This window comes from Flavobacterium faecale, from assembly GCF_003076455.1.
Taxonomy (GTDB): domain Bacteria; phylum Bacteroidota; class Bacteroidia; order Flavobacteriales; family Flavobacteriaceae; genus Flavobacterium; species Flavobacterium faecale.
Genome location: NZ_CP020918.1, coordinates 295,782 through 317,074, shown reverse-complemented (window position 1 = coordinate 317,074; position 21,293 = coordinate 295,782). Strand labels below are relative to the sequence as shown.

Here is a 21,293-nt window from a genome sequence, read left to right as displayed (position 1 = left end):
AAATGTTTTAGTTAATTTGGGGTTAAATCGGAAATAGAATAGAATAAAATGAAGGAAGGAAAGAAAATAGTGCTGTCAATTGGAACAAATCAAGGGGATAAGCTAGAGAATATAGTGCAGTGTATTCAATTGATTAAAGAAAAGATTGGCATGGTAACGCAAGTTTCAAAAATCTATCAAACGCCATCTTGGGGTTTTGAGAGTGATCCTTTTTTTAATTGTGCCTTGGAGTTGGTATCGAATAAAACGCCTATTGAAACCTTGGAACTAGCTTTGGCAATTGAACAAGAAATGGGGCGTACCCGTAGCGAGCAATTAGGTTATCAATCTCGAATTATTGATATTGATTTAATCTTGTTTGGTAATGAAGTGGTAGATAGCGAGCAACTTCAACTTCCGCATCCTTTGATGCAAGAACGAAAGTTTGTTTTATTGCCATTAACTGATTTAAATTTAGACTGGGAGCATCCTATCTTGAAACAATCAATTCCTGTTTTACTCGAAAATTGTTCAGATCAGAGTGAATGTGTCGTTGTTCAAGCGCTAGCTTTTTTATAGAAAATTTTTTTATCGAAATTTCAGTAGAAAATAATACCGATTTATTGCGGCCAGTTTAGTTTTTGAAATAAATCCCAAACCACAATTCCAGCACTTACTGAAATGTTTAATGAATGTTTAGTTCCCAGTTGTGGAATTTCGATACAACCGTCACAAAGTTGTACTGCATCTTGAGAAACGCCAAAAACTTCGTTCCCAAAAACTAATGCGTATTTTTGATTGGCACTTACTTTAAAATCTTGCAAAAAAGTAGCGCTTTCTACTTGTTCTATAGCAAGAGTCAAAACGTTTTCTTTTTTTAAATTCGAAATTACATCCAAAACATTTTCATGATGTTCCCAAGCTACAGTTTCGGTAGCGCCAAGAGCGGTTTTATGCATTTCTTTGTTGGGTGGTGTAGCGGTGATTCCACACAAATAAATTTTTTCGATCAAAAAAGCATCGGCAGTTCTAAAAACAGATCCTATGTTGTGCAAACTACGAATATCATCCAAAACCAAGATAATGGGTGTTTTTTCAGATTTTTTAAAATCTTCAATTGATTTGCGTTCTAGTTCACTGTTTTCGAGCTTTCTCATTGTTTTTTTTGTTTAATTAGCTACCGCAAATTAACCTTTTTTGGTTTTATTACTAACCTGCTTATCTACTGCGGCCTTGGTAAAAGGGTAAAAAAAAAGCTTCCAATTTGGAAGCTTTTATAAATTGTGGGGCAAAATTAGCTCTTTTTTTCGTTATCAGCTAATACTGTTCCTTTAATAGTAAGTGTTTTTGTTGCTTGTCCTTCAGCGTTAGAGGTTACTGTTACTGTTTTTGTAAAAGGTCCAACTCTATCAGTAGCATATTTTACACCAATCACACCTTTTGCACCAGGCAAAATTGGCTCTTTTGGAGTAGTAGGTACTGTACATCCACAAGATCCTTGTGTGTTTGTTATAATTAATGGCTTGTTTCCGTTATTTGTAAATACAAATTGACGGTTACCGTCTGCATTGTGAGCAATTGTTCCGTAATCGATAGTTTCATTTTCAAAAACTAGACCAGCTCCATTAACATTAGCAACTTTTGCTACTGCAGTTTTAGCAGATGCTCTCATTTTTTTTGAAGTTTCTTGCGCATTAGAAGATGAGATTCCGAATACCGCTAGTACGGCAATTAAAACTATTTTTTTCATTTTGTTAGATTTTTAAGTTCGTATAACAAAACTAAAGAAAATATCATGCCAATGCCACAAAATTTCCTTAAAAATGAAGATTATTTTTCAAGTATTTACATTTTCGCTTTAAAAACTATAAATTCGCTTCTAGTTTCAGTGAATCATAAATCAAACATAAATATTTTGGCAGCAAAAGAAAAAGAAGTAAAAGAAACCCCGTTAATGAAGCAGTACAACGAAATCAAAAGGAAGTATCCTGATGCTTGTTTGTTGTTTAGAGTGGGCGATTTTTATGAAACTTTCGGTGAGGATGCCGTTCGTGCTTCAAAAATTTTAGGAATAACTTTAACCAAGCGTGGTGCTGGGTCACCAACTGAAACTGCTTTGGCAGGTTTTCCGCATCATTCTATTAATACCTATCTGCCAAAATTGGTGAAGGCAGGTTTGCGTGTTGCTATTTGCGATCAACTCGAAGATCCCAAAATGACCAAAACAATCGTGAAACGTGGTGTGACGGAGTTAGTGACTCCTGGTGTATCCATGAATGATGAGGTATTGAATTCTAAGTCCAATAACTTCTTGGCATCTGTTTACTTTACAAGCAAGAGTATCGGAGTTTCATTTCTAGATGTTTCAACGGGTGAGTTTCTTACCGCTCAAGGAAATACGGAATACATAGATAAATTGCTGCAAAATTTTAGCCCGTCAGAAATATTGGTGCCAAAAGCTAGTAAAAATGATTTTAAAGAACAGTTTGGTAATGATTTTCATTGTTTTTTTCTAGAAGATTGGCTCTACAAAGAGGATTATGCTTTTGAAACCCTAACCAAACATTTTCAAACTATATCTTTAAAAGGATTTGGTATCGAAGATTTGAAGGAAGGTATTATCGCATCTGGCGCAATCTTGTATTATTTGTCTGAAACGCAACACAATCGCGTGCAGCACATCACATCAATCCAACGTATTGCAGAAGATGCGTATGTGTGGATGGACCGTTTTACTATTCGAAATTTAGAACTTTACCACAGCTACAATCCCAATGCAGTGACCTTATTGGATGTAATTGACAGAACACTTTCGCCTATGGGTGGTCGATTGCTCAAGCGTTGGCTGGCCTTGCCTTTGAAGGATGCGAACAAAATTAAAAACCGTCACCAAGTGGTGACTTATTTGAAAGAAAGTCAAGAGGTCTTGCAGAAAATGCAATATCAAATTAAGCAAATATCAGATTTAGAACGTTTGATTTCTAAAATCGCTGCTGGCAAAGTATCGCCTCGAGAAGTGATTTATTTAAAAGAATCCTTAGACGCCATTATTCCAATGAAAACGTTGGCTTTGCAAAGTACTCAAGAAGCGGTAAAAGTAATTGGTGATAGTTTTCATAGTTGCGAATTGCTTCGCGAAAAAATTAAAACGACCTTGAATCAAGAGGCTCCTGTGGCTATTTCGAAAGGAAATGCTATTGCAACGGGGGTGAACCTAGAGTTGGATGAGCTTAGAGCAATATCTACTTCGGGTAAAGAATATTTGGCTGGAATAGAAGCGCGAGAATCAGAACGTACTGGGATAACATCGTTGAAAATTTCTTTCAATAATGTGTTTGGTTATTATATCGAAGTTCGAAATACCCACAAAGATAAAGTGCCAACAGAATGGATTAGAAAACAAACTCTTGTAAATGCCGAGCGCTACATCACCGAAGAATTAAAGGAATACGAAACTAAGATATTAGGTGCCGAAGAAAAAATTCAAAAAATTGAATCTGATCTGTTTGAGCAATTGGTGGCTTGGATTACTACCTATATAAAACCAGTGCAATTGAACGCCAATTTAGTTGCGCAGTTGGATTGTTTGTGTTCGTTTACACAATTGGCAATCGAAAATCAATATGTATGTCCGCAATTGGATGAAACTTTTGAATTGGATATAAAAAATGGTCGCCATCCTGTTATCGAAAAACAATTGCCGTTGGGTACGCCTTATATTGCCAATGATGTTTTCTTGGATAGAGAAACACAGCAACTGATCATGATTACAGGGCCAAACATGTCGGGTAAGTCGGCTATCTTGAGGCAAACGGCTTTGATTGTGCTATTGGCTCAGATGGGAAGTTTTGTTCCTGCAGATGCAGTTCGAATGGGAATCGTTGATAAAATCTTTACTAGGGTAGGAGCGAGTGATAATATCTCAATGGGAGAATCAACTTTTATGGTTGAAATGAATGAAACAGCTTCTATTTTGAATAACCTTTCTGATCGAAGTCTTGTACTGTTGGACGAAATTGGTCGTGGAACGAGTACTTATGACGGAATCTCGATTGCATGGGCAATTGCGGAGTATCTACACGAGCATCCGGCTAAGCCTAAGACTTTGTTTGCTACGCATTACCACGAGCTGAACGAAATGAATGAGCTATTACCACGTATCCAAAATTATAACGTCTCTGTAAAAGAATTAAAAGATTCGGTTTTATTTATTCGAAAGTTAGTCAAGGGGGGAAGTGCGCACAGTTTCGGAATTCATGTAGCTAAAATGGCAGGAATGCCGCAGATTGTGATTCAAAAGGCGCAAAAACTCTTGAAGAAATTGGAGAAAGATCATAGTAGTGACGCTCTAAACGGAATAAAAGCAGAGAAAGACGAGATGCAAATGAGTTTTTTTAACCTTGATGACCCATTATTGGAGGAAATCAAAGAAGAAATTTTGAGTTTGGATATTAACACGGTTACGCCCGTTGAAGCGTTAATGAAGCTAAATGAGCTGAAAAGGATGTTGGTTCGAAAATAATTCAATATTTAAAATAAACGTTATCAAGGGGTTAAAAAATAATTTTAAAATATATTGCAAAACCCCTTGTTTAACTCAATAAAAGTCTTAAATTTGCATCCGCAATACAGAACAAGTATCGCGGTTCTTTTTAAGAATTGAAAATGCGAAAATAGCTCAGTTGGTAGAGCGCGACCTTGCCAAGGTCGAGGTCGCGGGTTCGAGCCCCGTTTTTCGCTCAAAGCGTAAAAGCTCAAAAAGATATCAATTAAAATAGTATCTTTGAAAAATATAAAGCTACAATGGTAAGCTTCAATTAATTTTTTCGAAAATTAAAACCATTAATACCAAACGCTCGGATGGTGAAATTGGTAGACACGCTGGACTTAAAATCCAGTGAACAGCAATGTTCGTGCGGGTTCAAGTCCCGCTCTGAGTACAAAGCCTCTTCTTTTGAAGAGGCTTTTTTTTTGTTTATAACTAAGCCGATCTTTTTGATGTATTTGGTTATAAAGATTGTATTTTTAATTTTCTAAAAAAAATGTAGTTTAAGTATGGGGTCTTTTGTGATTAGTAAGCGTTTTAGTGGGGATTATAAGTTTGAATACACTTCAAGAAAGGGTAAGCCTATTTTTACCAGTAATGCTTATGAATTGCGTATGGATTGCGAAGCTGAAGCTGAACTCTTGCGCGCAAAGTTTGATAGTTGCTCGTTTTTGAAATATAAGACCGCAAAAGGGAAGTTTTATTTCAAAGTGGTACTAGATGATGTTTTGGTTGCAGTAAGTCGAAAATACAGCACTGTGCTTATGGCGCAAAAGGGAATTGATGAAATTGTAAAATATGGAGCTAGGGCAGAGATTTTGGACTTTGCAGCTTCAGAGGTATTATTTGATGACTGGGAGGGTTAAACTTTAAAATAATGCCAAATGAATTTATATTTGGGTCCCAATGTTGATGTAGTGTGAAAATACTACAATGCAATAGGGTTGTATTGACCCGAGTCTGAAAGCACAAACAGATGAAGTAATATGTAGGTGATATAAAGAATAGAAACGAAAGGAAGTCGGGAGTTGGTCTCTTGGGTTCCTTTTTTTAGTTCTATGTTTTTCTTGTTTCGATATAAAACAAAAAAAAGCCATCTGAAAGATGGCTTTGATTTTTCTAGAATAAATTCTTGATTAGTGAGCAGCAGGAGTTTCAACTTCAGTAGTTGTAACAGTTGTGTCAGCAGCTACAGCAGCAGTATCAACAGATACAGTGTCAACAGTTACAGCAGTTGTGTCAACAGCTACAACTTCTTCAGCAGCAGCGTCAGCTTTTTTACAAGATACAACAGTCAAAACAGCAACTACAGCTAAACTTAAAAATACTTTTTTCATCTTACTTTAATATAAAAGGTTAATTATTAATTCGGAGCAAAGATATAAAATAATTGATATGTAGAATATTTTTTTAATTATTTTTTGTAAAATTTATTGAATTTTTAATTTAACCCCTTATTTTTATGGATAAGTAGCTAATATTGAGCTATTAAAATATAATTGTCAATAGGATAACTGCTAGTATTTTTGTTTGTTTTGTATTACAATTGTACTTGTAAACGCTACTTTTTAGAGCCTAAAAATCCAAAATTAACTAGCTTTGAATAGGTGGTGCTTATTTATTACCCTATTTTGGTCATAATGGTAGCGGTTGCACCGGTGTTTTCTTTAATGAACTGACTGCAAATTGCTCCCGTTTGTTCTCTTATGTTAACATCTGTAATCAGTTTGTCTATTACCGTTTTTAGAGTGGATGCGTTTGAAATTGAAAAACATCCTTCCAATGCTACTAATGCTGTTGCCTCTGCAAAATGCGAAAAGTTTGTTCCGATAACAATAGGGACTCCAAAAGTGGCTGGTTCTAGAATGTTGTGAACACCAGGCTGTCCAAATCCGCCGCCTACGTACGCAATATCTGCGTAGCTATAGATTTTGGTTAGAATTCCGATCGTATCAATAATGAATACGTCGTAGTCTTCAAGGTTTTTACCTTTCATTTGTGAATATAGAACTGTTCTTTTGCTTAGACTGCTTTGGAGCTGCTGAATTTGTTCGCTCTTTATATTATGAGGAGCGATTATGAATTTAACTTGTTGATTGGTCTCGTTAAGATACTGCACCAGTAATTCTTCATCCTTTGGCCAAGAGCTTCCGATGACAACCGTTGTGGTTTTGTTTTTGAATTTCGATATAAAATCAATTTGATTGTCTTTCTCTAAAATAGCTGCTACACGGTCAAAACGAGTATCGCCTGAAACCACAACATTTTTTAATCCCAGATTTTCGATTAATGTTTTCGAACTTTCATTTTGTAAAAAGAAGTACGTAAAGGTGCTTAGTGCTTTTCGATAAAAACCTCCGTACCATTTAAAAAACAACTGTTTTTCTCTAAAAATACCTGAAATAAGGTAGGTGGGTATGTTTTGTTTTTTTAGTTCTGCTAAGTAGTTAATCCAAAATTCATATTTGATAAAGAAAACCATCTCTGGGTGGGCGAGTGCTATAAACTTTTTAGCGTTTGATTCGCTGTCTAAAGGTAAATATACGGTGGCATCTGCGATAGTATTATTTTTTCGGACCTCATAGCCTGAGGGTGAAAAAAACGAAATGATGATTTTATGTGTAGGGTGTTTTTCTTTTAATTTTTCGATTATAGGTAGCCCTTGCTCGTATTCGCCTAATGATGCGGCGTGAATCCAAATTGTTTTATCGTTTGGAGCTATTTTTTTCGAAAGTGTCTCGAAAACTGTTTTTCGACCAGAAACGAATAATTGCATTTTCGGACTAAACAATGCTATAATTTTTAATAAATAGGAGGCGATACCAATAATAAGATTGTAGAGAAAATGCATTCGATATTTTTTTGGGCTAAAATACGTTTTCTTTAGTTTAATTGCATTGGTTTGAAATCAATAATCCCTATTTTTGTTATCCTTTAAAGAAAGTAGTGCGTTTTTGCGGATGTAGCAACTTCGAACTTTCTAACTATAAATTACGTTTCAATGAAGAAAATTCAAATGGTTGACCTAAAAAGTCAATACGATAAGATTGCAGATACTGTTAATGCTTCGATTCAAGAAGTTTTGAATACCAATACTTATATTAATGGACCACAGGTTCATCAGTTTCAAAAAGGGCTAGAAGATTATTTGGATGTAAAACACGTTATTCCATGTGCCAATGGTACCGATGCTTTGCAAATTGCCATGATGGGATTGGGTTTGCAACCTGGTGATGAGGTTATTACTGCCGATTTTACTTTTGCAGCTACTGTTGAGGTGATTGCCTTATTGCAGTTGACACCCGTTTTGGTTGATGTTGACTTGTACAACATGAATATTTCGATCGAAAGAATTAAAGCCGCGATAACACCAAAAACAAAAGCGATTGTTCCAGTACATTTGTTTGGCCGTGCTGCTAATATGGAAGCAATTATGGCTTTGGCCAAGGAGCACAATTTATTTGTAATTGAGGATAATGCACAAGCCATTGGAGCTAACTGTAAATTTTTGGATGGTACAAAAAAGAAGGCTGGAACTATCGGTCACGTTGGAGCGACTTCATTTTTTCCGTCCAAAAACTTAGGTTGTTATGGTGATGGTGGAGCAATTTTTACCAATGATGATGCTTTGGCACATACGATACGTGGAATTGTAAATCACGGAATGTATGAACGTTACCACCATGATGTTGTGGGCGTAAATTCTCGTTTGGATAGTATTCAAGCTGCGGTCTTGAATGCAAAATTACCTTTGTTGGATACCTATAATAAGGCGAGACAAACGGCAGCAATGAAATATTCAACAGCGCTTGAAGGTCATAAAAATATTATTGCACCTACTATTTGTGATATTTGCGATTGTCATGTATTCCACCAATACACGTTACGAATTGTCGATGCAGATCGAAATGGACTAATGCAACACTTGCTGGATAAAGGAATTCCATGTGCGATTTACTATCCGATTCCATTGCATTTGCAAAAAGCATACGTAGATGTTCGTTACAAAGAAGAAGATTTTCCGGTTACTAATCAGTTGGTGAAAGAAGTGCTTTCGTTGCCAATGCATACCGAATTGGAAGACGATCAAATTGAATTTATAACAAACAGTGTATTGGAATTCTTGAACAAGTAAAAATTTCAAACTAAATGTAAAATTATCCCAAAGTACAGTGCCTGTGTTTTGGGATTTTTTGTGTTCAAATATTTTGTAAATTTGCTTTTTAATGCGTTTTAAATGAAGTGTATAGCATCTTTATATAATTACAAAAAAATCATTCAATAGCTATGAGTACAGAAAAAAACAAAAAACAGTCTTTAGAGGTAAAAGAACCGACTGTTGCCTACACTGGTTCTCAATCGAAAATTGCTTTGGCAGATCAAGAAGACTTTAATTTTGACGCTGAGTTTTCCAAAGGATATACTCCAGAGGAGGCAAAGGCTGAAGCTTTAAAGAGAATTAGGGAATGGTGGGGGAAATAAAAGTAATTTTCACACCAAAAGTGATTGGTCTGCTAGATGATTTAGTCCAAATTTTATACAAAAAGGAATATTTCGGGTTTGTAGAAACAGCTGAAGAGTATGTGTCCAAAATTTACGATGCGGTACCACGACATATTCGGCTGAGTACGTCGAGAATAACGCCAAAAAAGCTTAGTAATTTAGGTTCGAATTATGTTTTTTATAAATCAAATGCAAGAACCACTTGGTTTATCTTTTTCGAAAAAAAAGAGAATAATTATTTGATTACCGGAATAATAAATAACCATTGCATAGAAGCAAAAGAGCTTTAAAAAATAAAATCCTCAACAACAGTTTTTGTTCTTGAGGATTTTTATTGCAAGATATTCAACGGGTTGCTGAAGAATTAATTATGCGTTTGCAGTAACTGCTTCCTTATTAATTTTTCCAATCAATCCAGTTAATACTTTTCCTGGACCTACTTCGGTAAACAAAGTTGCACCATCGGCGATCATTTGTTGCACAGATTGTGTCCATTTTACAGGAGCAGTCAATTGAATGATTAAGTTTTTCTTTATTTCATCAGCATCAGAGACAGCTGAAGCCGTTACATTTTGATATACAGGACAAGTTGGAGTAGAAAAAGTTGTTGCCTCAATAGCAGCGGCCAACTCTTCACGTGCGGGCTCCATCATAGGCGAGTGGAACGCACCACCTACAGGTAATAACAATGCACGTTTTGCACCTGCTTCTTTCATGGCTACACAAGCCGCTTCAACTGCTTTAAATTCTCCTGAGATTACCAATTGACCGGGACAGTTGTAGTTTGCAGCAACCACAACACCATCAATAGAAGCACAAACCTCTTCGACTACATTATCTGCCAAAGCCAAAACTGCAGCCATAGTAGAAGGCGTGATTTCGCAGGCTTTTTGCATCGCTAATGCTCTTTGGGAAACTAGTTTTAGGCCATCTTCAAAAGACAAAGTTCCATTCGCTACCAAGGCAGAAAATTCTCCCAATGAATGTCCAGCTACCATTTCTGGATTAAAATCTTCTAGTGTTTTTGCAAGGATAACCGAGTGCAAGAAAACGGCTGGTTGGGTAACTTTGGTTTCTTTTAGTTCTTCTGCCGTACCTGTAAACATGATGTCTGTGATACGGAAGCCTAGTATTTCATTTGCTTGTTCGAATAATTCTTTAGCAAGCGGTGAGTTGTCGTATAGATCTTTACCCATTCCGGTATATTGTGCTCCTTGTCCAGGAAAAACGTATGCTTTCATAAATTTTTTTTTAATGTTTGAAGTTTTAAGTTGCGAACTAAAAACTGGTTGCAAAAATAGTATTTTTTTTAGGAGCACCAACATTTTAACCCTCGAAGGGTTTTAAACCATTCAGGGGTTACTTAAACTACTTACATTTTCATTGGGATATCCATGATTAAAAATCGTGCTGCCGTTTGTGCTTTTATTTCCAAAGTTTCAAAATCAGTAATTCCAATAGCGTCTTTGGTATTTAATTCTTTTCCCTCAACAGTTATGCTCCCAGAGATTACAATGAGGTAAACTCCGTTTCCACCTTTTTTAATTTCATACTTTTTACTATAATCAGCATCAAAATCGGCCATGAAAAACCAGGCATCTTGATGGATCCAAACGCCTTCGTCATCTGCATTTGGAGAAAGTATTTGAGCAAAATTATTTTTCTGTTTCGATTGATCTAGTGTGATTTGTTGGTAACGTGGCGTTACCTCTTGTTTATTTGGGAATAACCAAATCTGGAACAACTTTGTTTGTTGGTCAGCATTGGGGTTAAATTCAGAGTGTTGAATTCCAGATCCTGCGCTCATAACTTGAACGTCTCCGCTTTTGATGGTAGAACTGGTTCCCATGCTATCTTTGTGTGCCAAATCGCCTTCAAACGGAATCGTAATAATCTCCATGTTTTTGTGCGGATGTGTTCCAAAACCCATTCCTGCTGCAATAGTATCATCATTCAAAACACGAAGAACACCAAATTGGTTTCTGTCTGCATTGTAATAATTTCCAAAACTAAAGCTATGATAAGCATTTAGCCATCCGTGGTTAGCGTTTCCTCTTGTATCTGCTGTGTGTAAAACTGTAGTTGCCATAACTTTATAATTTAGTGATTATTGTTATACAAATTTACGACAGGAGGAAGGGTTTGTCACTTAATGTAGGTTAAGAAAAGAGTAGGACTGTTTAAATTGCATAAATATTTTGGTTATTATTAACTGCTAATCTATTCTTTAGAATAAATTTCTATCTGACGTTTTACCCATTTTTGCAACCAAATGCTCTTAAAACTAAACCAATCATCTCTGTAGTCCGAATTATCGATACAGGTTTTAAAATTCGAAAATGGTTTTTCACGTTCTAAGGCCGTTTGCAATTTAATTCTAAACTTTTCATCGATTTGAGCAGTGTTTGCAAATTCTTCAATGATTCTAAAGGATTCACGACTTTGGGGCTTTTCAATTTCGTGATAATCGTTAGGGTTTTTTCTAGCTCGTTTAATACATCTTCAAAAAATTCTATGGCATAATCATCATCTAACTCCAAATCAGCAGGAAAAAACAAGAGTTTGTTTGTTTTGATATTATGATAACATCGCATACCACAATCCATTTGCTCGGCTATTTCTTTAATTTCAAATTGTGTCAGATCTTTTATCAGTGCTATTTTTAAAATTATTTTAAGATACTAATTCTTTTTTAGAAGTTATAGAGTAGCCTAGTTTTCAATTTTTTTGGCGAGTAGTAACACCCCAATTCTCTAATTGATTTGGATTATCAAGTACAGTTATTTGAAACAATAAACGTATTTCATTTTTGTATTGGCTATCTCTTTCGATTAAAATTCTGAAAGAATATCCTTTTATCGTTTCTATAAATTTATCGGTTACCGGTTTTTGACTGTAATATCTCTCTGCTATTGTTGCTTCTTTTAGAAATTGTGTACTCTTGCTTAGAAATTTCAAAAATTGTATTCCAGCATTTTTTTTGAATTCGGCAGTAATAATTTGATTTTTAGAAATGTTGTATTTCTTTTCAAAAGTCAAACTCAAATTATCGCAACCTTCTAGATTTGCAGTAATGATAGTGTCTCCATTTTTAAAGGTTTCTTCTATGGTCTCGGTGTAATTGTGCATTTCTATACTTCTGACACGTTTTTCAATCTCAGGAATATCTTTAAAAATGGTCTTAGATTTTAATTTCGCCAATTTACAATCTGACAAGTAAGTTTCCTCATAGACGTTACCGTTTTTGTATACAAAAGATAACGAAGCAGATTCTAAATTATCTGCATCATAAGATCTAAAGTTTTGTGTAATGTCAATTTTAAATTTGTTATTTACAAATATAGCTTTGTCAATTATATTGTATGAAAATGGTGCGTAACCCAAAATGGAATGACACTCTGAGTAATTAGTTTCATCTTTCATGATATAATATAAATATTCTTGATTGGAATTGGCGCTACCGCCCAGCATTCCTTCTGAATTCCTGTTGATCACATAATCCATAATTCCGTCTTTATTGAAATCAAATATTTTAATAATCGAAAAGGATAAAGTATACGAATCGCCATCGTTATCAAATGTAACTTGGTAGGGTGATTTGGTAACCTGTAGATTTGAATATTTTTCATAACCAATTTCGTCGTAAATGAGTTTTTTTAAAAAATCTCGATTCCCGTCAGGTAATTGTATTTTTTCTCCAACAATTTCTTCTTCCTCTTGTTCTGGTTCTTGTATAGTTTCTGCTACAGTTATGCTATCTTTAGGTGGTTTAGGAACATCTTTGACGATTTCTTTCTTACAAGAAATAGCAAATAAAGCTACTAGTAACAATACTGTGATTTTAATTGTTCGGTTTGACATATTATTTGAGCTAAAGGATTTTAATCGCAGCCGAATCATCTAGCATACTACTTGATATTTGGTCGAAATGTATTGCAAATTAATAATAAATAAACCACAAACCTTTCAATCACTTGAAGAATTCATGGTTTTATTATTCAACTCTTTTAGCATACGCTATATTTACAATTTAGTAATTGAATCAAAGGTCTTATTGTCCTAAAACCAGAAAAAATACGCAACAGAATGAAACGTATTTTGCAAAATGCAGCTGAAAATTATAAGGAAAATGAAGACTTAATCAATTGAAAAGATATTCTACAATAACTAAAAACTGCGACTGAAAACCGATTACTACTTCCTTAACAACCTACTTTTCATCTTACTGAAAAACTCAGGCGTTACGCCTATATAGGAGGCAATTTGCTTTTGTGGAATTTTATGTTGCAAGTCACCAAATTTTTTCTGGAATTTTTCAAACCGTTCTTCGGCTGACAGACTGAGGTTGTCCATTAATCGTTCTTGGTTGGCGACCAATGAATTTTCGATTAGAATTCTGAAAAAGCGTTCTAATTTTGGGATTTCGCGATATAGTATTTCTTGATTTTCTTTCGATAAAATCACAACTTCGGCATCATCTAAAACTTCAATAAATAAGGTTCCAGGCTTTTGTGATAGTAGACTGTACATGTCACTAATCCACCATCCTGCGCAGGCAAAAGTGAGTATGTGTTCTACGATATTATCATTAATACTAAAACTTCGAAGCACACCCGAATTAACAAAATACGAGTTTTTGCAAACCAAGCCACTACTATGAAGTATCGACTTAGCTTTAAAAGTCTGAACTTCTGTTTTAGATAGAAAGAGCAATTCTTCAGCTGGAGTTAATTCAATTTGCTTGGCAATATTTTGTAGTATCGTGCTCATAGTTTCAAAAGTACAATTATTTTTAACGCAAATCGAGGATGGTTTTCGATCAAAAAAAAACAGCAATCAATTATGATTACTGTTTTTTTAGTCTGTTTGACTTAAGTACTTATGATTCCTCATCCTGGTCTAAATGTTCTTTTTGTTCTAATTCTTTTTTACGTGGTGCTTTTTCCTCGTATCCAAGATTAGTGTCGCCTTCGGTCAAAGGATCAATTTTGTCTTTTTTAATATCATCAATCAAATCTTCAGCACCGGTAGTATCTGCCGATTTTTTAGGTGATAAGCTGTCACTTAAAGTTGAGTCAAGAGTTTCTTGCCTCATTTTTGCAGTGTCTGATTGGTGTGTATTGTTACTGTGATCTTTCATGATGTCTTTTTTTAGCTGCTATTCAATTATATTGAAGTCATTTTCTTCATTTCAATTCTAGCTAACGTACTTTGAATGCTCGCCATTTGTTTGATGATTACTGGGTGTAGCATCGTGTTTAACTGTACATCTTTTAGTGCATTTTCGTATTCTTCGATTGCTGCTTTTTCTCCAGTGATACAAGCATTAATGATAGCTTCTTTGTCGCCTCCTGTAAAAATAGATTTAAGGTCAATCCAAGCTCTGTGCAAAGCTCCCATTGGTCCACCTTCAGTATCTGTTGACTTTCCTAATTTATTAACTTCGTCTTGTAATTCAACAATCATCAACGAACGTTCTCTTGCAAAAACTAAGAAGTCAGTTTTTAAATGAGTATCTTCTACTGATTCTGCAGCATTAGTGTAACCAAGTTTTCCATCATTAAGAATAACGATTAAATTTTCTAAAATGTTTACTGTTGCTTCTGTGTTGTGGGCTGTATTTTCCATTGTATTTTTTTTTAAATGTTATTATACAAAGGTGGCACAGTTATCCTTTTTTTGTCTTACAGAATTTGAATCGGATTTTATATAATTTCTTTAGCTTCAAATTAGTACAAAAAAAAGCCTCATTAAAAAAATGAGGCTAGGTATGTTTTAGTACTCTTCGATTTCAAATTCGGCGTCTTTTTCCCAAATTTCCATCTCGCAAGGTTTGCAGTTAAATTTCAATTTGTATTCCAATTCGCCTTGTTTCAACACTAGTGGTTCTTTTAGTTTTTCACCCATAGTTGCTTTTTGGTGAATTGGGCATTTGCCTAGTTCGTATTTAATGCAATACTTGGTGGTCATCACACGTGATTTCCCAGGTTCCCATTGTAATTCAAAGGCTTGTTCTATCTCGGTAACACCGTGGCGTTCGTAGAATTTTCGAGCAGTTTTATTAGCTACGTTATACATGAAATCCAATTTGGTTTCAGGATAAGGGTGTGACGTTTTTACAATTTGGTACTCTTCACGGTGGTAATTTGCCAAACGTATTTCGCTCAACTGTTCAAAAGCCGTTCTACGCATTTCGTTAATTTTAGAAATAGGCATAAACCAGTTTTTGGTAAACATCACATTAATTTCGTCAGAAGTATAAGGAGTAAATCCCGTTTTTGCCAATTGTGTTTTGATGTTGTCTTCCATCGAAAGTCCCGTTTTGGTTTCTTCCTTTGGTGCTTCTAGTTTTACCATACTAACATAACCATCTTCGTCGGTTACGATTAACTCAAAACCAGTTTCGTTTTCGGTTAGCAATAGGGTAGTGCCAATTTTTCGTACCGCACTATCTTCACGTTCTACCAATTTGATAAAGGCAGCATCGTTATTTCGGTAAATAAAGGTACCGTCTTTTATTTCTTTAAAAACGTTAGGGTATGCCATACCGTTTTCGGCTTTGTTAACATAAATACCTTCGGCTTCGTTCTCTTCGTTGATAAAACAAAGTCCGTCACCGTTGTTTAATAGTTCACCATTTTCAATTTGGTACGCATTTCCAATCGTTTTGATCAGTTTACCAATGTATTGTCCTTTTGATTTTGGACTTTCCCAAGAACCAATCGAGGCATCTCTTCCGTTTACAAAATAGTCAGTATAGCCGCGGTTGAAGCTTTTGTTCAAAGCCGAATCAAAGGTAAAGGTACATTTACCCGAAGATGCTTTGGTGTATTTGTCGCTTCCTTCCAAAAAGCTGTCTAGCTTTTGACGTAAATAGGAAACGTTATTTTTCACATAAACAACATCTTTCAAACGACCTTCAATCTTGAAAGAAACTACTCCCGCTTCAACCAAATTTGGAATCTGATCGGATACATCAAAATCTTTAATCGAAAGTAAATGACTGTTTTTAATCAATGTATCGCCGTTACCATCAATTAAATTGTATGGCAAACGACAGTTTTGAGCACAAGAACCTCTGTTGGCAGAACGTTCTCCGTTGGCAACACTCATATAGCAATTTCCGCTAAAGGATACACAAAGTGCTCCCGTCACAAAAAACTCCAATTCAACATCACTAGCCGAACTTATTTCTTTAATTTGATGTAAATTCAATTCACGCGCCAAAACCACACGTTTTATACCTGCATCTTTCAAGAATTTAATCTTGTCGGCATCACGGTTATTGGCTTGTGTACTTGCATGTATCACGATCGGGGGCAACTGCATTTCCATAATTGCCATATCTTGCACGATCAAGGCATCTACGCCTATATCGTACAATTGGTAAATCATTTTTCGGCAGTTTTCTAGCTCATTGTCATACAAAATGGTATTGATTACCACAAAAACCTGTGCGTGATACAAGTGCGCATATTGCACCAAAGCCGCCACATCTTCAATTGAGTTGGTGGCATTTGATCGTGCACCATACAATGGAGCACCAATATAAACTGCATCGGCACCGCTGTTTATGGCGGCCATACCGTGAAATAAATCTTTTGCAGGGGCTAGAATCTCTATTTTTTTCTTCATCTTTTGATGATACTATTTGAATTACTACAACTTTAGGCTTTCGTTTTACACGAAAAAAAAGGTGTGCAAAGGTCTAATAAAATATTCAAGATTTCTAATTAAATAAAGACTTTTTAGTAAATAATACGTAGCTATTGTACGGACAGCTAGAAGGCTGTCCGTACAATGATGTATCTATTTTTCGGTAACCAAATTGTCTCTTGTGTTTTTTTGAACAGCAATAGCACCAAATAAGGCTAAAAGAAAAGCAAAGGCATAAAAACCTTTTTCGCTAGGTAATAAAGTCGCATTTATAAGACCTATAATTAATAATGCAATAGACAATAAGGTCGAAAACCAACATAGTCCATAGTAAATATCAGTAACAGGATAACCTTCTAATCGGTCTCGAACACTTTTTTGCAGTGATATTACTGCAAATAAACCAAACATTAAAATTGTAAAATAATATCCGATTTCGTTAAGCGCCATTTCCGATCTCCAAAGTCCTATTAAGTAACCTGTCATTCCTGTTCCAAGAGCTACCCATGAGGCTGCAATAAATGCGTTTGAAGTTTTTTGTACCATAATTAATTGTTATTGATTAGTATTTTAAGAATATTCCAGTGTCAAAAGGAGTCCATAAACACGCTTTTTGGCCACAGCTTTTCAAGGCATTATTTGCCCAAGTGTTGCACGTGTGGAGCAAACTATAATTACCCGTTGCTTCATAAAAAGCATCGTGTTTACTATAATTAGCATTTGTTTTTATGTTTATGAAATTTCCGTTGAGGTCTTTTTGAAAACTTGTATCTATATAAGCGATCAGTCTACGATACTGCTTTTTGCTAATATTGATTTTTTTGCAAGATTCATTTTCAGTAATGGTCTTAAAATAAGTAACATGAATTGCAGTTGTGCTAAGTCCAGTTGCTGCTTTGAATGCAACCGAAGCCTTCAAATCTGCCCAAGTTGGTGTTTCAAGGTAAAAACCTTTGTCTCCCCAACCCATACCCAAAAATTGAGCAGTGCTATCTTTTGCAATCGTGTTTTTAAATAAAACATTCTTGCTCCAATCTCTTTGTTCGCTTTTTATGGGTACAACAATGTCTGTATGTACACCGTTAGTTTGGATGTATATGGTAACATCTGACGAAGACTGTGGTTCGCCATCTACCGTAATTCTTGATAAACAGTAGGCTGTAAGACTGTATAGTAAAACAAAGCCTACCACACTTAGGAGTGTAATTGCAGTGTATTTGAGTATCGGCTTCCAATTCATAAGTTGTGACGCTATGTCGAATTTTTTTACAAACTAGACTTTTATGTTAGCGTCAAATATAGAATATTGTTTTTGATTTTGAAAGTAGTACTTGTCTTGTTTTTTTTATCGAAAGGTAAAAGGCTTTCTATAAGGTTACATCGAGTAATTTTTGAACATGTACAACCAAAGCATTCGCGATAAGCGAATGTTAAAAGAGGCAAAGAAAATAATAACAAATGCTATGATCGGAATGATTCTAAGATCAAATCTTTCTGTAAAAAATTGTTGAGCAATCACAAAAGTAGCAATAGATTCTGCTACCGTGATACCATAATTCATGTACATTGCACCAAAAAAGTAGCCAGGCTCTTTTTCATATTTGTTATGACAATGCGAGCAGCTTTTGTGCATTTTTGGAAAACCAAAATTTAAAAATGGAGATTTCTCGTCAAAAACTTTGCCTTCATGGCAATGTGGACAAGTGTTGTTCAAAATATTTATCAAGGTATGTGCCATCGGTCCTATTTTTTTACAAAGATATTCTATACCATTCAAATAGCTATTTACTATCTTCGCTACTTATAGCATAATAAAGACATTTTTGACAGTGAAGAAATATCCAGTTTATTCAATTCAGCAGTTTAATTGCAATTCAGTGCAAGCCGATTTTTATGTAAACACGTTCCAGAAACATTTGGTTACACATCCATTTGTCGAGAAGCCACACCGTCACAATTTTTATGTCATGGCTTTTTTTACCAAAGGATCTGGTACGCACGAGATAGACTTTGATTCCTATAGCGTTGCTCCCGGCAGTGTATTTGTACTACAGCCGGGCCAAATGCACCATTGGAGTCTGTCTGAGGATATTGGTGGATATGTGTTATTCTATTCTCAAGAAATGTACAATCTGTATTTTGGAGAAAAGGAAATTGATATTTTTCCGTTTTTCTATTCGAATGATACAAAGTCAGAGATTATTTTGACCAAACAGGAAATGGAAAGTTTACAGCCATTTTTTGACTTGATTTTTAAAGAAAGCCAATCAGATGAATTGTTTAAAAAAGACAAAATAATGAATTTGTTAGACCTCATTCATATTGAACTGGCACGAAAGTATCAGGAAACCTTTGCCTCTGAGGTGCATGCTTATAATTCGAAATTGAAAATGTTTGCAAAAGTTTTAGAAAGTCACTTTAAAACCGAAAAAGCAGCCTCTTTTTATGCAAATGCCTTGCACATATCCCTTAAACATCTCAATCGTATCTGTAACGAAACCGTCAATAAGACCACAACCGAAATAATTACGAATCGAATAGTATTGGAAGCGAAGCGAATGCTCATGGATAAAAATAGCCTCGTTAGTGAAATAGCACTTGAGTTAGGCTACGATGATTATTCCTATTTTGCTCGGTTCTTTAAAAAAAATACAGGAATGTCACCCAAGGATTTTCGTTTAAGTAAATGATAGAAGTTCGCAATTGTTAGAAAACAATTCGTAATGGTTGATTCTATGAAAGACTTTGACCGTTATAGCTTTCTTAGTTTTTTCTAAAAATTTTAATTTGCTTCAGGCGTATCATTGCTTGCTCTTTGTTAAAACTAGCTTTTGCCAGTTGTTCAATGGTTTGGTATTCACCGTAACGTAGTTCTTTAATATTGGGACCTAGTGACAATAGGTTGTATCCTTTGCATTTATTACATCTCACAACATGCCAGTTGTGATCTGGTATTCCTGCTTCTTTTTTCAGAATAAAAGTTTCCAGTAGTGCGTTACAATCGGTGCAATGTTGTTTTAGGGTAGCGATAATATTCTCTTTGCCCTTCAGGAAGCTGGTGATTTTAAATAAATTGTTAAGCACTTTTCCGTAATTCCAAACGTTTAAGCTGTCTTTTAAATCGACTTCGACAATCTGTGCTAGTTGATAAAAGTAATCACAAATAAATTCTAGCTCCTCGGTATCGTATTGTGAGTTGCTCAAACTATTTAACCAGTCTGTAATTGTTTTTTTTAATTGTTTGTCAATAGCATTTTTTTGTACCCCCTTGATGAGGTGATCAGAACAATCATTAAAAATATTTTCGAGATAATCACAGACTTCAATATTCGAAGGGTTAAGCCCACGCTCCTCCCAGCAAGCCGCAGAAAACTTACTCTTATTCCTAAATTCGTTTAGTAGCGTTACTATATTGTGATTTTCTGACATATAACAAAGCTAGTCAATTGCATTGTATTAATCAGTATTTAAAGATTAAGCTTGCACTTCAGAATAGATAGGATTTTATTAAGAATAAGTACCGTTTAGTTGTTGTCTACAAATCTTAAAACCAAAAATTGCAAGCAATAATTTGTTTTTAAATCATGAAAACCTTTATACGCACGAGCGAGATGCTTGCGCCTGCATTGGACTACCATAATAATTTCTACAATTTCAGGCTTTCGTTCGATACTAACAAAAAGTTATGTGTGGGGTACATACTTAATTTGATGTTTTTAAAATTAAATGCTTTTTTTGGGCGTATCCCTCCGTAAAAACTGCGGGTCGGGCTATACACTGTAATCTTTTGTGGGGTCGAAAACACCCCACAAAAGGATTTCCGTTTCTATCCCTTACGCAAGCCAATTTTATAGATAAAAGAAAGTTTATGATTCGAAAAGAGGGTTAATTAAATAGCATATTACTTCAAGAGTAATCTCAGAAAAAGAGCTTTTATAGCAAAAATCGCTACAAAATGTTTCAAAATGTGTATTTTAGGCCCTTGTTTAAAAAGATATTTTGAGGTTTAAAGCATAAAAAATAGAATTTTATAAAAATAATAAATAGTAAAAAAATGATAGTAGGTTTTGTAATTCTAGCACTATGTGTTCTTTTGATTGGTTTGTTAATAATGACTTACAATGGTTTCGTAGCTAAAAGAAATTTGGTAGACGAGGCATTAAGCGGAATCGATGTCATGTTCAAAAAAAGATACGATTTGATTCCTAATTTAGTCGAAACCATCAAAGGTTACGCAACACACGAAAAGGAAACCTTGAGTGCAATTGTAAAGCTGCGCAACGAAGCCCTTACCGCTGGAAATGCGGAACAAAAAAACCAACTAGAGTCCAGCTTGAGTCAAGCTGTCACCAAAATATTTGCTTTGGCAGAACAATATCCAGATTTAAAAGCAAACACCAATTTCCAAAGTCTACAAGCAGATTTAGCTACATTAGAAACTGATATTGAGCGATCCAAACGTTATTACAATGGTACTGTGCGTGATTATAATACGGCCGTTGAGTCCTTTCCAGGCATCCTTATTGCAGGTGCTTTTGGATTTGCCAAAAAGAGTTTCCTTGAGTTGACAGATGCTTCGGTACGTGAAACTCCAAAAGTAAAATTCTAA

At 35.1% G+C, this 21,293-nt stretch carries 23 protein-coding genes and 2 tRNA genes; 10 read left to right on the top strand and 15 right to left on the bottom strand.

The features are described from left to right. Positions 1–48: 48 nt before the first annotated feature. Positions 49–558 carry a 2-amino-4-hydroxy-6-hydroxymethyldihydropteridine diphosphokinase gene (folK, locus tag FFWV33_RS01480; protein ID WP_108739253.1) on the top strand — a complete coding sequence of 170 codons (510 nt, stop codon included), beginning with the start codon at positions 49–51 and terminating at the stop codon, positions 556–558. Positions 559–599: 41 nt separating this feature from the next. Here the strand turns inward: folK and FFWV33_RS01475 are convergent, their stop codons facing one another. Continuing rightward, positions 600–1,136 carry an RNA methyltransferase gene (locus FFWV33_RS01475; protein ID WP_108739252.1) on the bottom strand — a complete coding sequence of 179 codons (537 nt, stop codon included), beginning with the start codon at positions 1,134–1,136 and terminating at the stop codon, positions 600–602. A gap of 137 nt (positions 1,137–1,273) precedes the next feature. Beyond that, positions 1,274–1,729, bottom strand: a complete 456-nt coding sequence (locus tag FFWV33_RS01470) for a DUF1573 domain-containing protein (RefSeq protein WP_108739251.1) — start codon at positions 1,727–1,729, stop codon at positions 1,274–1,276. A gap of 165 nt (positions 1,730–1,894) precedes the next feature. Between FFWV33_RS01470 and mutS the strand changes: the two genes are divergently transcribed. The 4 genes from mutS to FFWV33_RS01450 all read left to right on the top strand — a co-directional run bounded on the left by mutS (position 1,895) and on the right by FFWV33_RS01450 (position 5,391). After that, positions 1,895–4,501 carry a DNA mismatch repair protein MutS gene (gene mutS / locus FFWV33_RS01465; RefSeq protein ID WP_170111532.1) on the top strand — a complete coding sequence of 869 codons (2,607 nt, stop codon included), beginning with the start codon at positions 1,895–1,897 and terminating at the stop codon, positions 4,499–4,501. Between the two features lie 145 nt (positions 4,502–4,646). Beyond that, positions 4,647–4,719 (top strand) — tRNA-Gly (locus FFWV33_RS01460). Positions 4,720–4,833: 114 nt separating this feature from the next. Then, positions 4,834–4,919: transfer RNA gene (locus FFWV33_RS01455), tRNA-Leu, on the top strand. Positions 4,920–5,034: 115 nt separating this feature from the next. Beyond that, the gene (locus FFWV33_RS01450; protein ID WP_108739250.1) at positions 5,035–5,391 is read left to right on the top strand and encodes a DUF1508 domain-containing protein; all 357 of its coding nucleotides are present in this window, start codon (positions 5,035–5,037) and stop codon (positions 5,389–5,391) included. 270 nt (positions 5,392–5,661) lie between these two features. Here the strand turns inward: FFWV33_RS01450 and FFWV33_RS01445 are convergent, their stop codons facing one another. Beyond that, positions 5,662–5,862: a hypothetical protein gene (locus FFWV33_RS01445; RefSeq protein WP_108739249.1), complete on the bottom strand. Its 201-nt coding sequence runs from the start codon at positions 5,860–5,862 to the stop codon at positions 5,662–5,664. 284 nt (positions 5,863–6,146) lie between these two features. Beyond that, positions 6,147–7,376, bottom strand: coding sequence for a 3-deoxy-D-manno-octulosonic acid transferase (locus FFWV33_RS01440; protein WP_108739248.1), 1,230 nt, complete (start codon positions 7,374–7,376; stop codon positions 6,147–6,149). Positions 7,377–7,526: 150 nt separating this feature from the next. On the opposite strand from FFWV33_RS01440, the gene FFWV33_RS01435 reads away from it, so the two are divergent. The 3 genes from FFWV33_RS01435 to FFWV33_RS01425 all read left to right on the top strand — a co-directional run bounded on the left by FFWV33_RS01435 (position 7,527) and on the right by FFWV33_RS01425 (position 9,318). After that, entirely contained in the window at positions 7,527–8,660 is a 1,134-nt protein-coding gene (locus tag FFWV33_RS01435; protein WP_108739247.1) for a DegT/DnrJ/EryC1/StrS family aminotransferase, read from the top strand. A 152-nt stretch (positions 8,661–8,812) separates the two neighbouring features. Continuing rightward, positions 8,813–9,007: a hypothetical protein gene (locus FFWV33_RS01430; protein ID WP_108739246.1), complete on the top strand. Its 195-nt coding sequence runs from the start codon at positions 8,813–8,815 to the stop codon at positions 9,005–9,007. Then, positions 8,992–9,318, top strand: a complete 327-nt coding sequence (locus FFWV33_RS01425; RefSeq protein ID WP_108739245.1) for a hypothetical protein — start codon at positions 8,992–8,994, stop codon at positions 9,316–9,318. Before FFWV33_RS01430 ends, FFWV33_RS01425 begins: the two co-directional genes overlap by 16 nt. Before the next feature lie 78 nt (positions 9,319–9,396). Here FFWV33_RS01425 and fabD read toward each other — a convergent pair whose 3' ends face one another. From fabD to FFWV33_RS01370, 10 genes are all read right to left on the bottom strand, one after another. Continuing rightward, entirely contained in the window at positions 9,397–10,269 is an 873-nt protein-coding gene (fabD, locus tag FFWV33_RS01420) for an ACP S-malonyltransferase (RefSeq protein WP_108742419.1), read from the bottom strand. A gap of 131 nt (positions 10,270–10,400) precedes the next feature. Beyond that, positions 10,401–11,117, bottom strand: a complete 717-nt coding sequence (locus FFWV33_RS01415; RefSeq protein ID WP_108739244.1) for a pirin family protein — start codon at positions 11,115–11,117, stop codon at positions 10,401–10,403. 629 nt (positions 11,118–11,746) lie between these two features. Continuing rightward, positions 11,747–12,889 carry a hypothetical protein gene (locus FFWV33_RS01405; protein WP_108739242.1) on the bottom strand — a complete coding sequence of 381 codons (1,143 nt, stop codon included), beginning with the start codon at positions 12,887–12,889 and terminating at the stop codon, positions 11,747–11,749. A gap of 333 nt (positions 12,890–13,222) precedes the next feature. Then, entirely contained in the window at positions 13,223–13,798 is a 576-nt protein-coding gene (locus FFWV33_RS01400; protein ID WP_108739241.1) for a Crp/Fnr family transcriptional regulator, read from the bottom strand. Between the two features lie 109 nt (positions 13,799–13,907). Then, positions 13,908–14,168, bottom strand: coding sequence for a hypothetical protein (locus FFWV33_RS01395; protein WP_108739240.1), 261 nt, complete (start codon positions 14,166–14,168; stop codon positions 13,908–13,910). A 26-nt stretch (positions 14,169–14,194) separates the two neighbouring features. Next, positions 14,195–14,656, bottom strand: coding sequence for a ferritin-like domain-containing protein (locus FFWV33_RS01390; RefSeq protein ID WP_108739239.1), 462 nt, complete (start codon positions 14,654–14,656; stop codon positions 14,195–14,197). A 147-nt stretch (positions 14,657–14,803) separates the two neighbouring features. Next, positions 14,804–16,663, bottom strand: coding sequence for a peptidase U32 family protein (locus tag FFWV33_RS01385; RefSeq protein ID WP_108739238.1), 1,860 nt, complete (start codon positions 16,661–16,663; stop codon positions 14,804–14,806). 174 nt (positions 16,664–16,837) lie between these two features. Further along, positions 16,838–17,230, bottom strand: a complete 393-nt coding sequence (yiaA, locus tag FFWV33_RS01380; RefSeq protein WP_108739237.1) for an inner membrane protein YiaA — start codon at positions 17,228–17,230, stop codon at positions 16,838–16,840. A 16-nt stretch (positions 17,231–17,246) separates the two neighbouring features. Beyond that, positions 17,247–17,924 carry a TIGR02117 family protein gene (locus tag FFWV33_RS01375; RefSeq protein WP_108739236.1) on the bottom strand — a complete coding sequence of 226 codons (678 nt, stop codon included), beginning with the start codon at positions 17,922–17,924 and terminating at the stop codon, positions 17,247–17,249. 135 nt (positions 17,925–18,059) lie between these two features. After that, positions 18,060–18,422 carry a DUF983 domain-containing protein gene (locus FFWV33_RS01370; RefSeq protein WP_108739235.1) on the bottom strand — a complete coding sequence of 121 codons (363 nt, stop codon included), beginning with the start codon at positions 18,420–18,422 and terminating at the stop codon, positions 18,060–18,062. 91 nt (positions 18,423–18,513) lie between these two features. Between FFWV33_RS01370 and FFWV33_RS01365 the strand changes: the two genes are divergently transcribed. Then, positions 18,514–19,374 carry a helix-turn-helix domain-containing protein gene (locus FFWV33_RS01365; protein ID WP_108742418.1) on the top strand — a complete coding sequence of 287 codons (861 nt, stop codon included), beginning with the start codon at positions 18,514–18,516 and terminating at the stop codon, positions 19,372–19,374. Between the two features lie 73 nt (positions 19,375–19,447). Here FFWV33_RS01365 and FFWV33_RS01360 read toward each other — a convergent pair whose 3' ends face one another. Then, positions 19,448–20,113 carry a DUF4844 domain-containing protein gene (locus FFWV33_RS01360; RefSeq protein ID WP_108739234.1) on the bottom strand — a complete coding sequence of 222 codons (666 nt, stop codon included), beginning with the start codon at positions 20,111–20,113 and terminating at the stop codon, positions 19,448–19,450. A 625-nt stretch (positions 20,114–20,738) separates the two neighbouring features. Here FFWV33_RS01360 and FFWV33_RS01355 point away from each other — a divergent pair. Continuing rightward, positions 20,739–21,293, top strand: coding sequence for a LemA family protein (locus tag FFWV33_RS01355; RefSeq protein ID WP_108739233.1), 555 nt, complete (start codon positions 20,739–20,741; stop codon positions 21,291–21,293).

Bases quoted from the DNA above. Each gene is read 5' to 3' on its own strand.
- FFWV33_RS01435 (WP_108739247.1), top strand. From the start codon at position 7,527: ATGAAGAAAATTCAAATGGTTGACCTAAAAAGTCAATACGATAAGATT.
- FFWV33_RS01390 (WP_108739239.1), bottom strand. From the start codon at position 14,656: ATGGAAAATACAGCCCACAACACAGAAGCAACAGTAAACATTTTAGAA.
- FFWV33_RS01360 (WP_108739234.1), bottom strand. From the start codon at position 20,113: ATGTCAGAAAATCACAATATAGTAACGCTACTAAACGAATTTAGGAAT.
- FFWV33_RS01400 (WP_108739241.1), bottom strand. From the start codon at position 13,798: ATGAGCACGATACTACAAAATATTGCCAAGCAAATTGAATTAACTCCA.
- FFWV33_RS01450 (WP_108739250.1), top strand. From the start codon at position 5,035: ATGGGGTCTTTTGTGATTAGTAAGCGTTTTAGTGGGGATTATAAGTTT.
- FFWV33_RS01425 (WP_108739245.1), top strand. From the start codon at position 8,992: ATGGTGGGGGAAATAAAAGTAATTTTCACACCAAAAGTGATTGGTCTG.
- FFWV33_RS01475 (WP_108739252.1), bottom strand. From the start codon at position 1,136: ATGAGAAAGCTCGAAAACAGTGAACTAGAACGCAAATCAATTGAAGAT.
- FFWV33_RS01355 (WP_108739233.1), top strand. From the start codon at position 20,739: ATGATAGTAGGTTTTGTAATTCTAGCACTATGTGTTCTTTTGATTGGT.
- FFWV33_RS01445 (WP_108739249.1), bottom strand. From the start codon at position 5,862: ATGAAAAAAGTATTTTTAAGTTTAGCTGTAGTTGCTGTTTTGACTGTT.
- FFWV33_RS01430 (WP_108739246.1), top strand. From the start codon at position 8,813: ATGAGTACAGAAAAAAACAAAAAACAGTCTTTAGAGGTAAAAGAACCG.
- FFWV33_RS01405 (WP_108739242.1), bottom strand. From the start codon at position 12,889: ATGTCAAACCGAACAATTAAAATCACAGTATTGTTACTAGTAGCTTTA.
- FFWV33_RS01415 (WP_108739244.1), bottom strand. From the start codon at position 11,117: ATGGCAACTACAGTTTTACACACAGCAGATACAAGAGGAAACGCTAAC.
- fabD (WP_108742419.1), bottom strand. From the start codon at position 10,269: ATGAAAGCATACGTTTTTCCTGGACAAGGAGCACAATATACCGGAATG.
- yiaA (WP_108739237.1), bottom strand. From the start codon at position 17,230: ATGGTACAAAAAACTTCAAACGCATTTATTGCAGCCTCATGGGTAGCT.
- folK (WP_108739253.1), top strand. From the start codon at position 49: ATGAAGGAAGGAAAGAAAATAGTGCTGTCAATTGGAACAAATCAAGGG.
- FFWV33_RS01395 (WP_108739240.1), bottom strand. From the start codon at position 14,168: ATGAAAGATCACAGTAACAATACACACCAATCAGACACTGCAAAAATG.
- FFWV33_RS01375 (WP_108739236.1), bottom strand. From the start codon at position 17,924: ATGAATTGGAAGCCGATACTCAAATACACTGCAATTACACTCCTAAGT.
- FFWV33_RS01385 (WP_108739238.1), bottom strand. From the start codon at position 16,663: ATGAAGAAAAAAATAGAGATTCTAGCCCCTGCAAAAGATTTATTTCAC.
- FFWV33_RS01370 (WP_108739235.1), bottom strand. From the start codon at position 18,422: ATGGCACATACCTTGATAAATATTTTGAACAACACTTGTCCACATTGC.
- FFWV33_RS01470 (WP_108739251.1), bottom strand. From the start codon at position 1,729: ATGAAAAAAATAGTTTTAATTGCCGTACTAGCGGTATTCGGAATCTCA.
- FFWV33_RS01440 (WP_108739248.1), bottom strand. From the start codon at position 7,376: ATGCATTTTCTCTACAATCTTATTATTGGTATCGCCTCCTATTTATTA.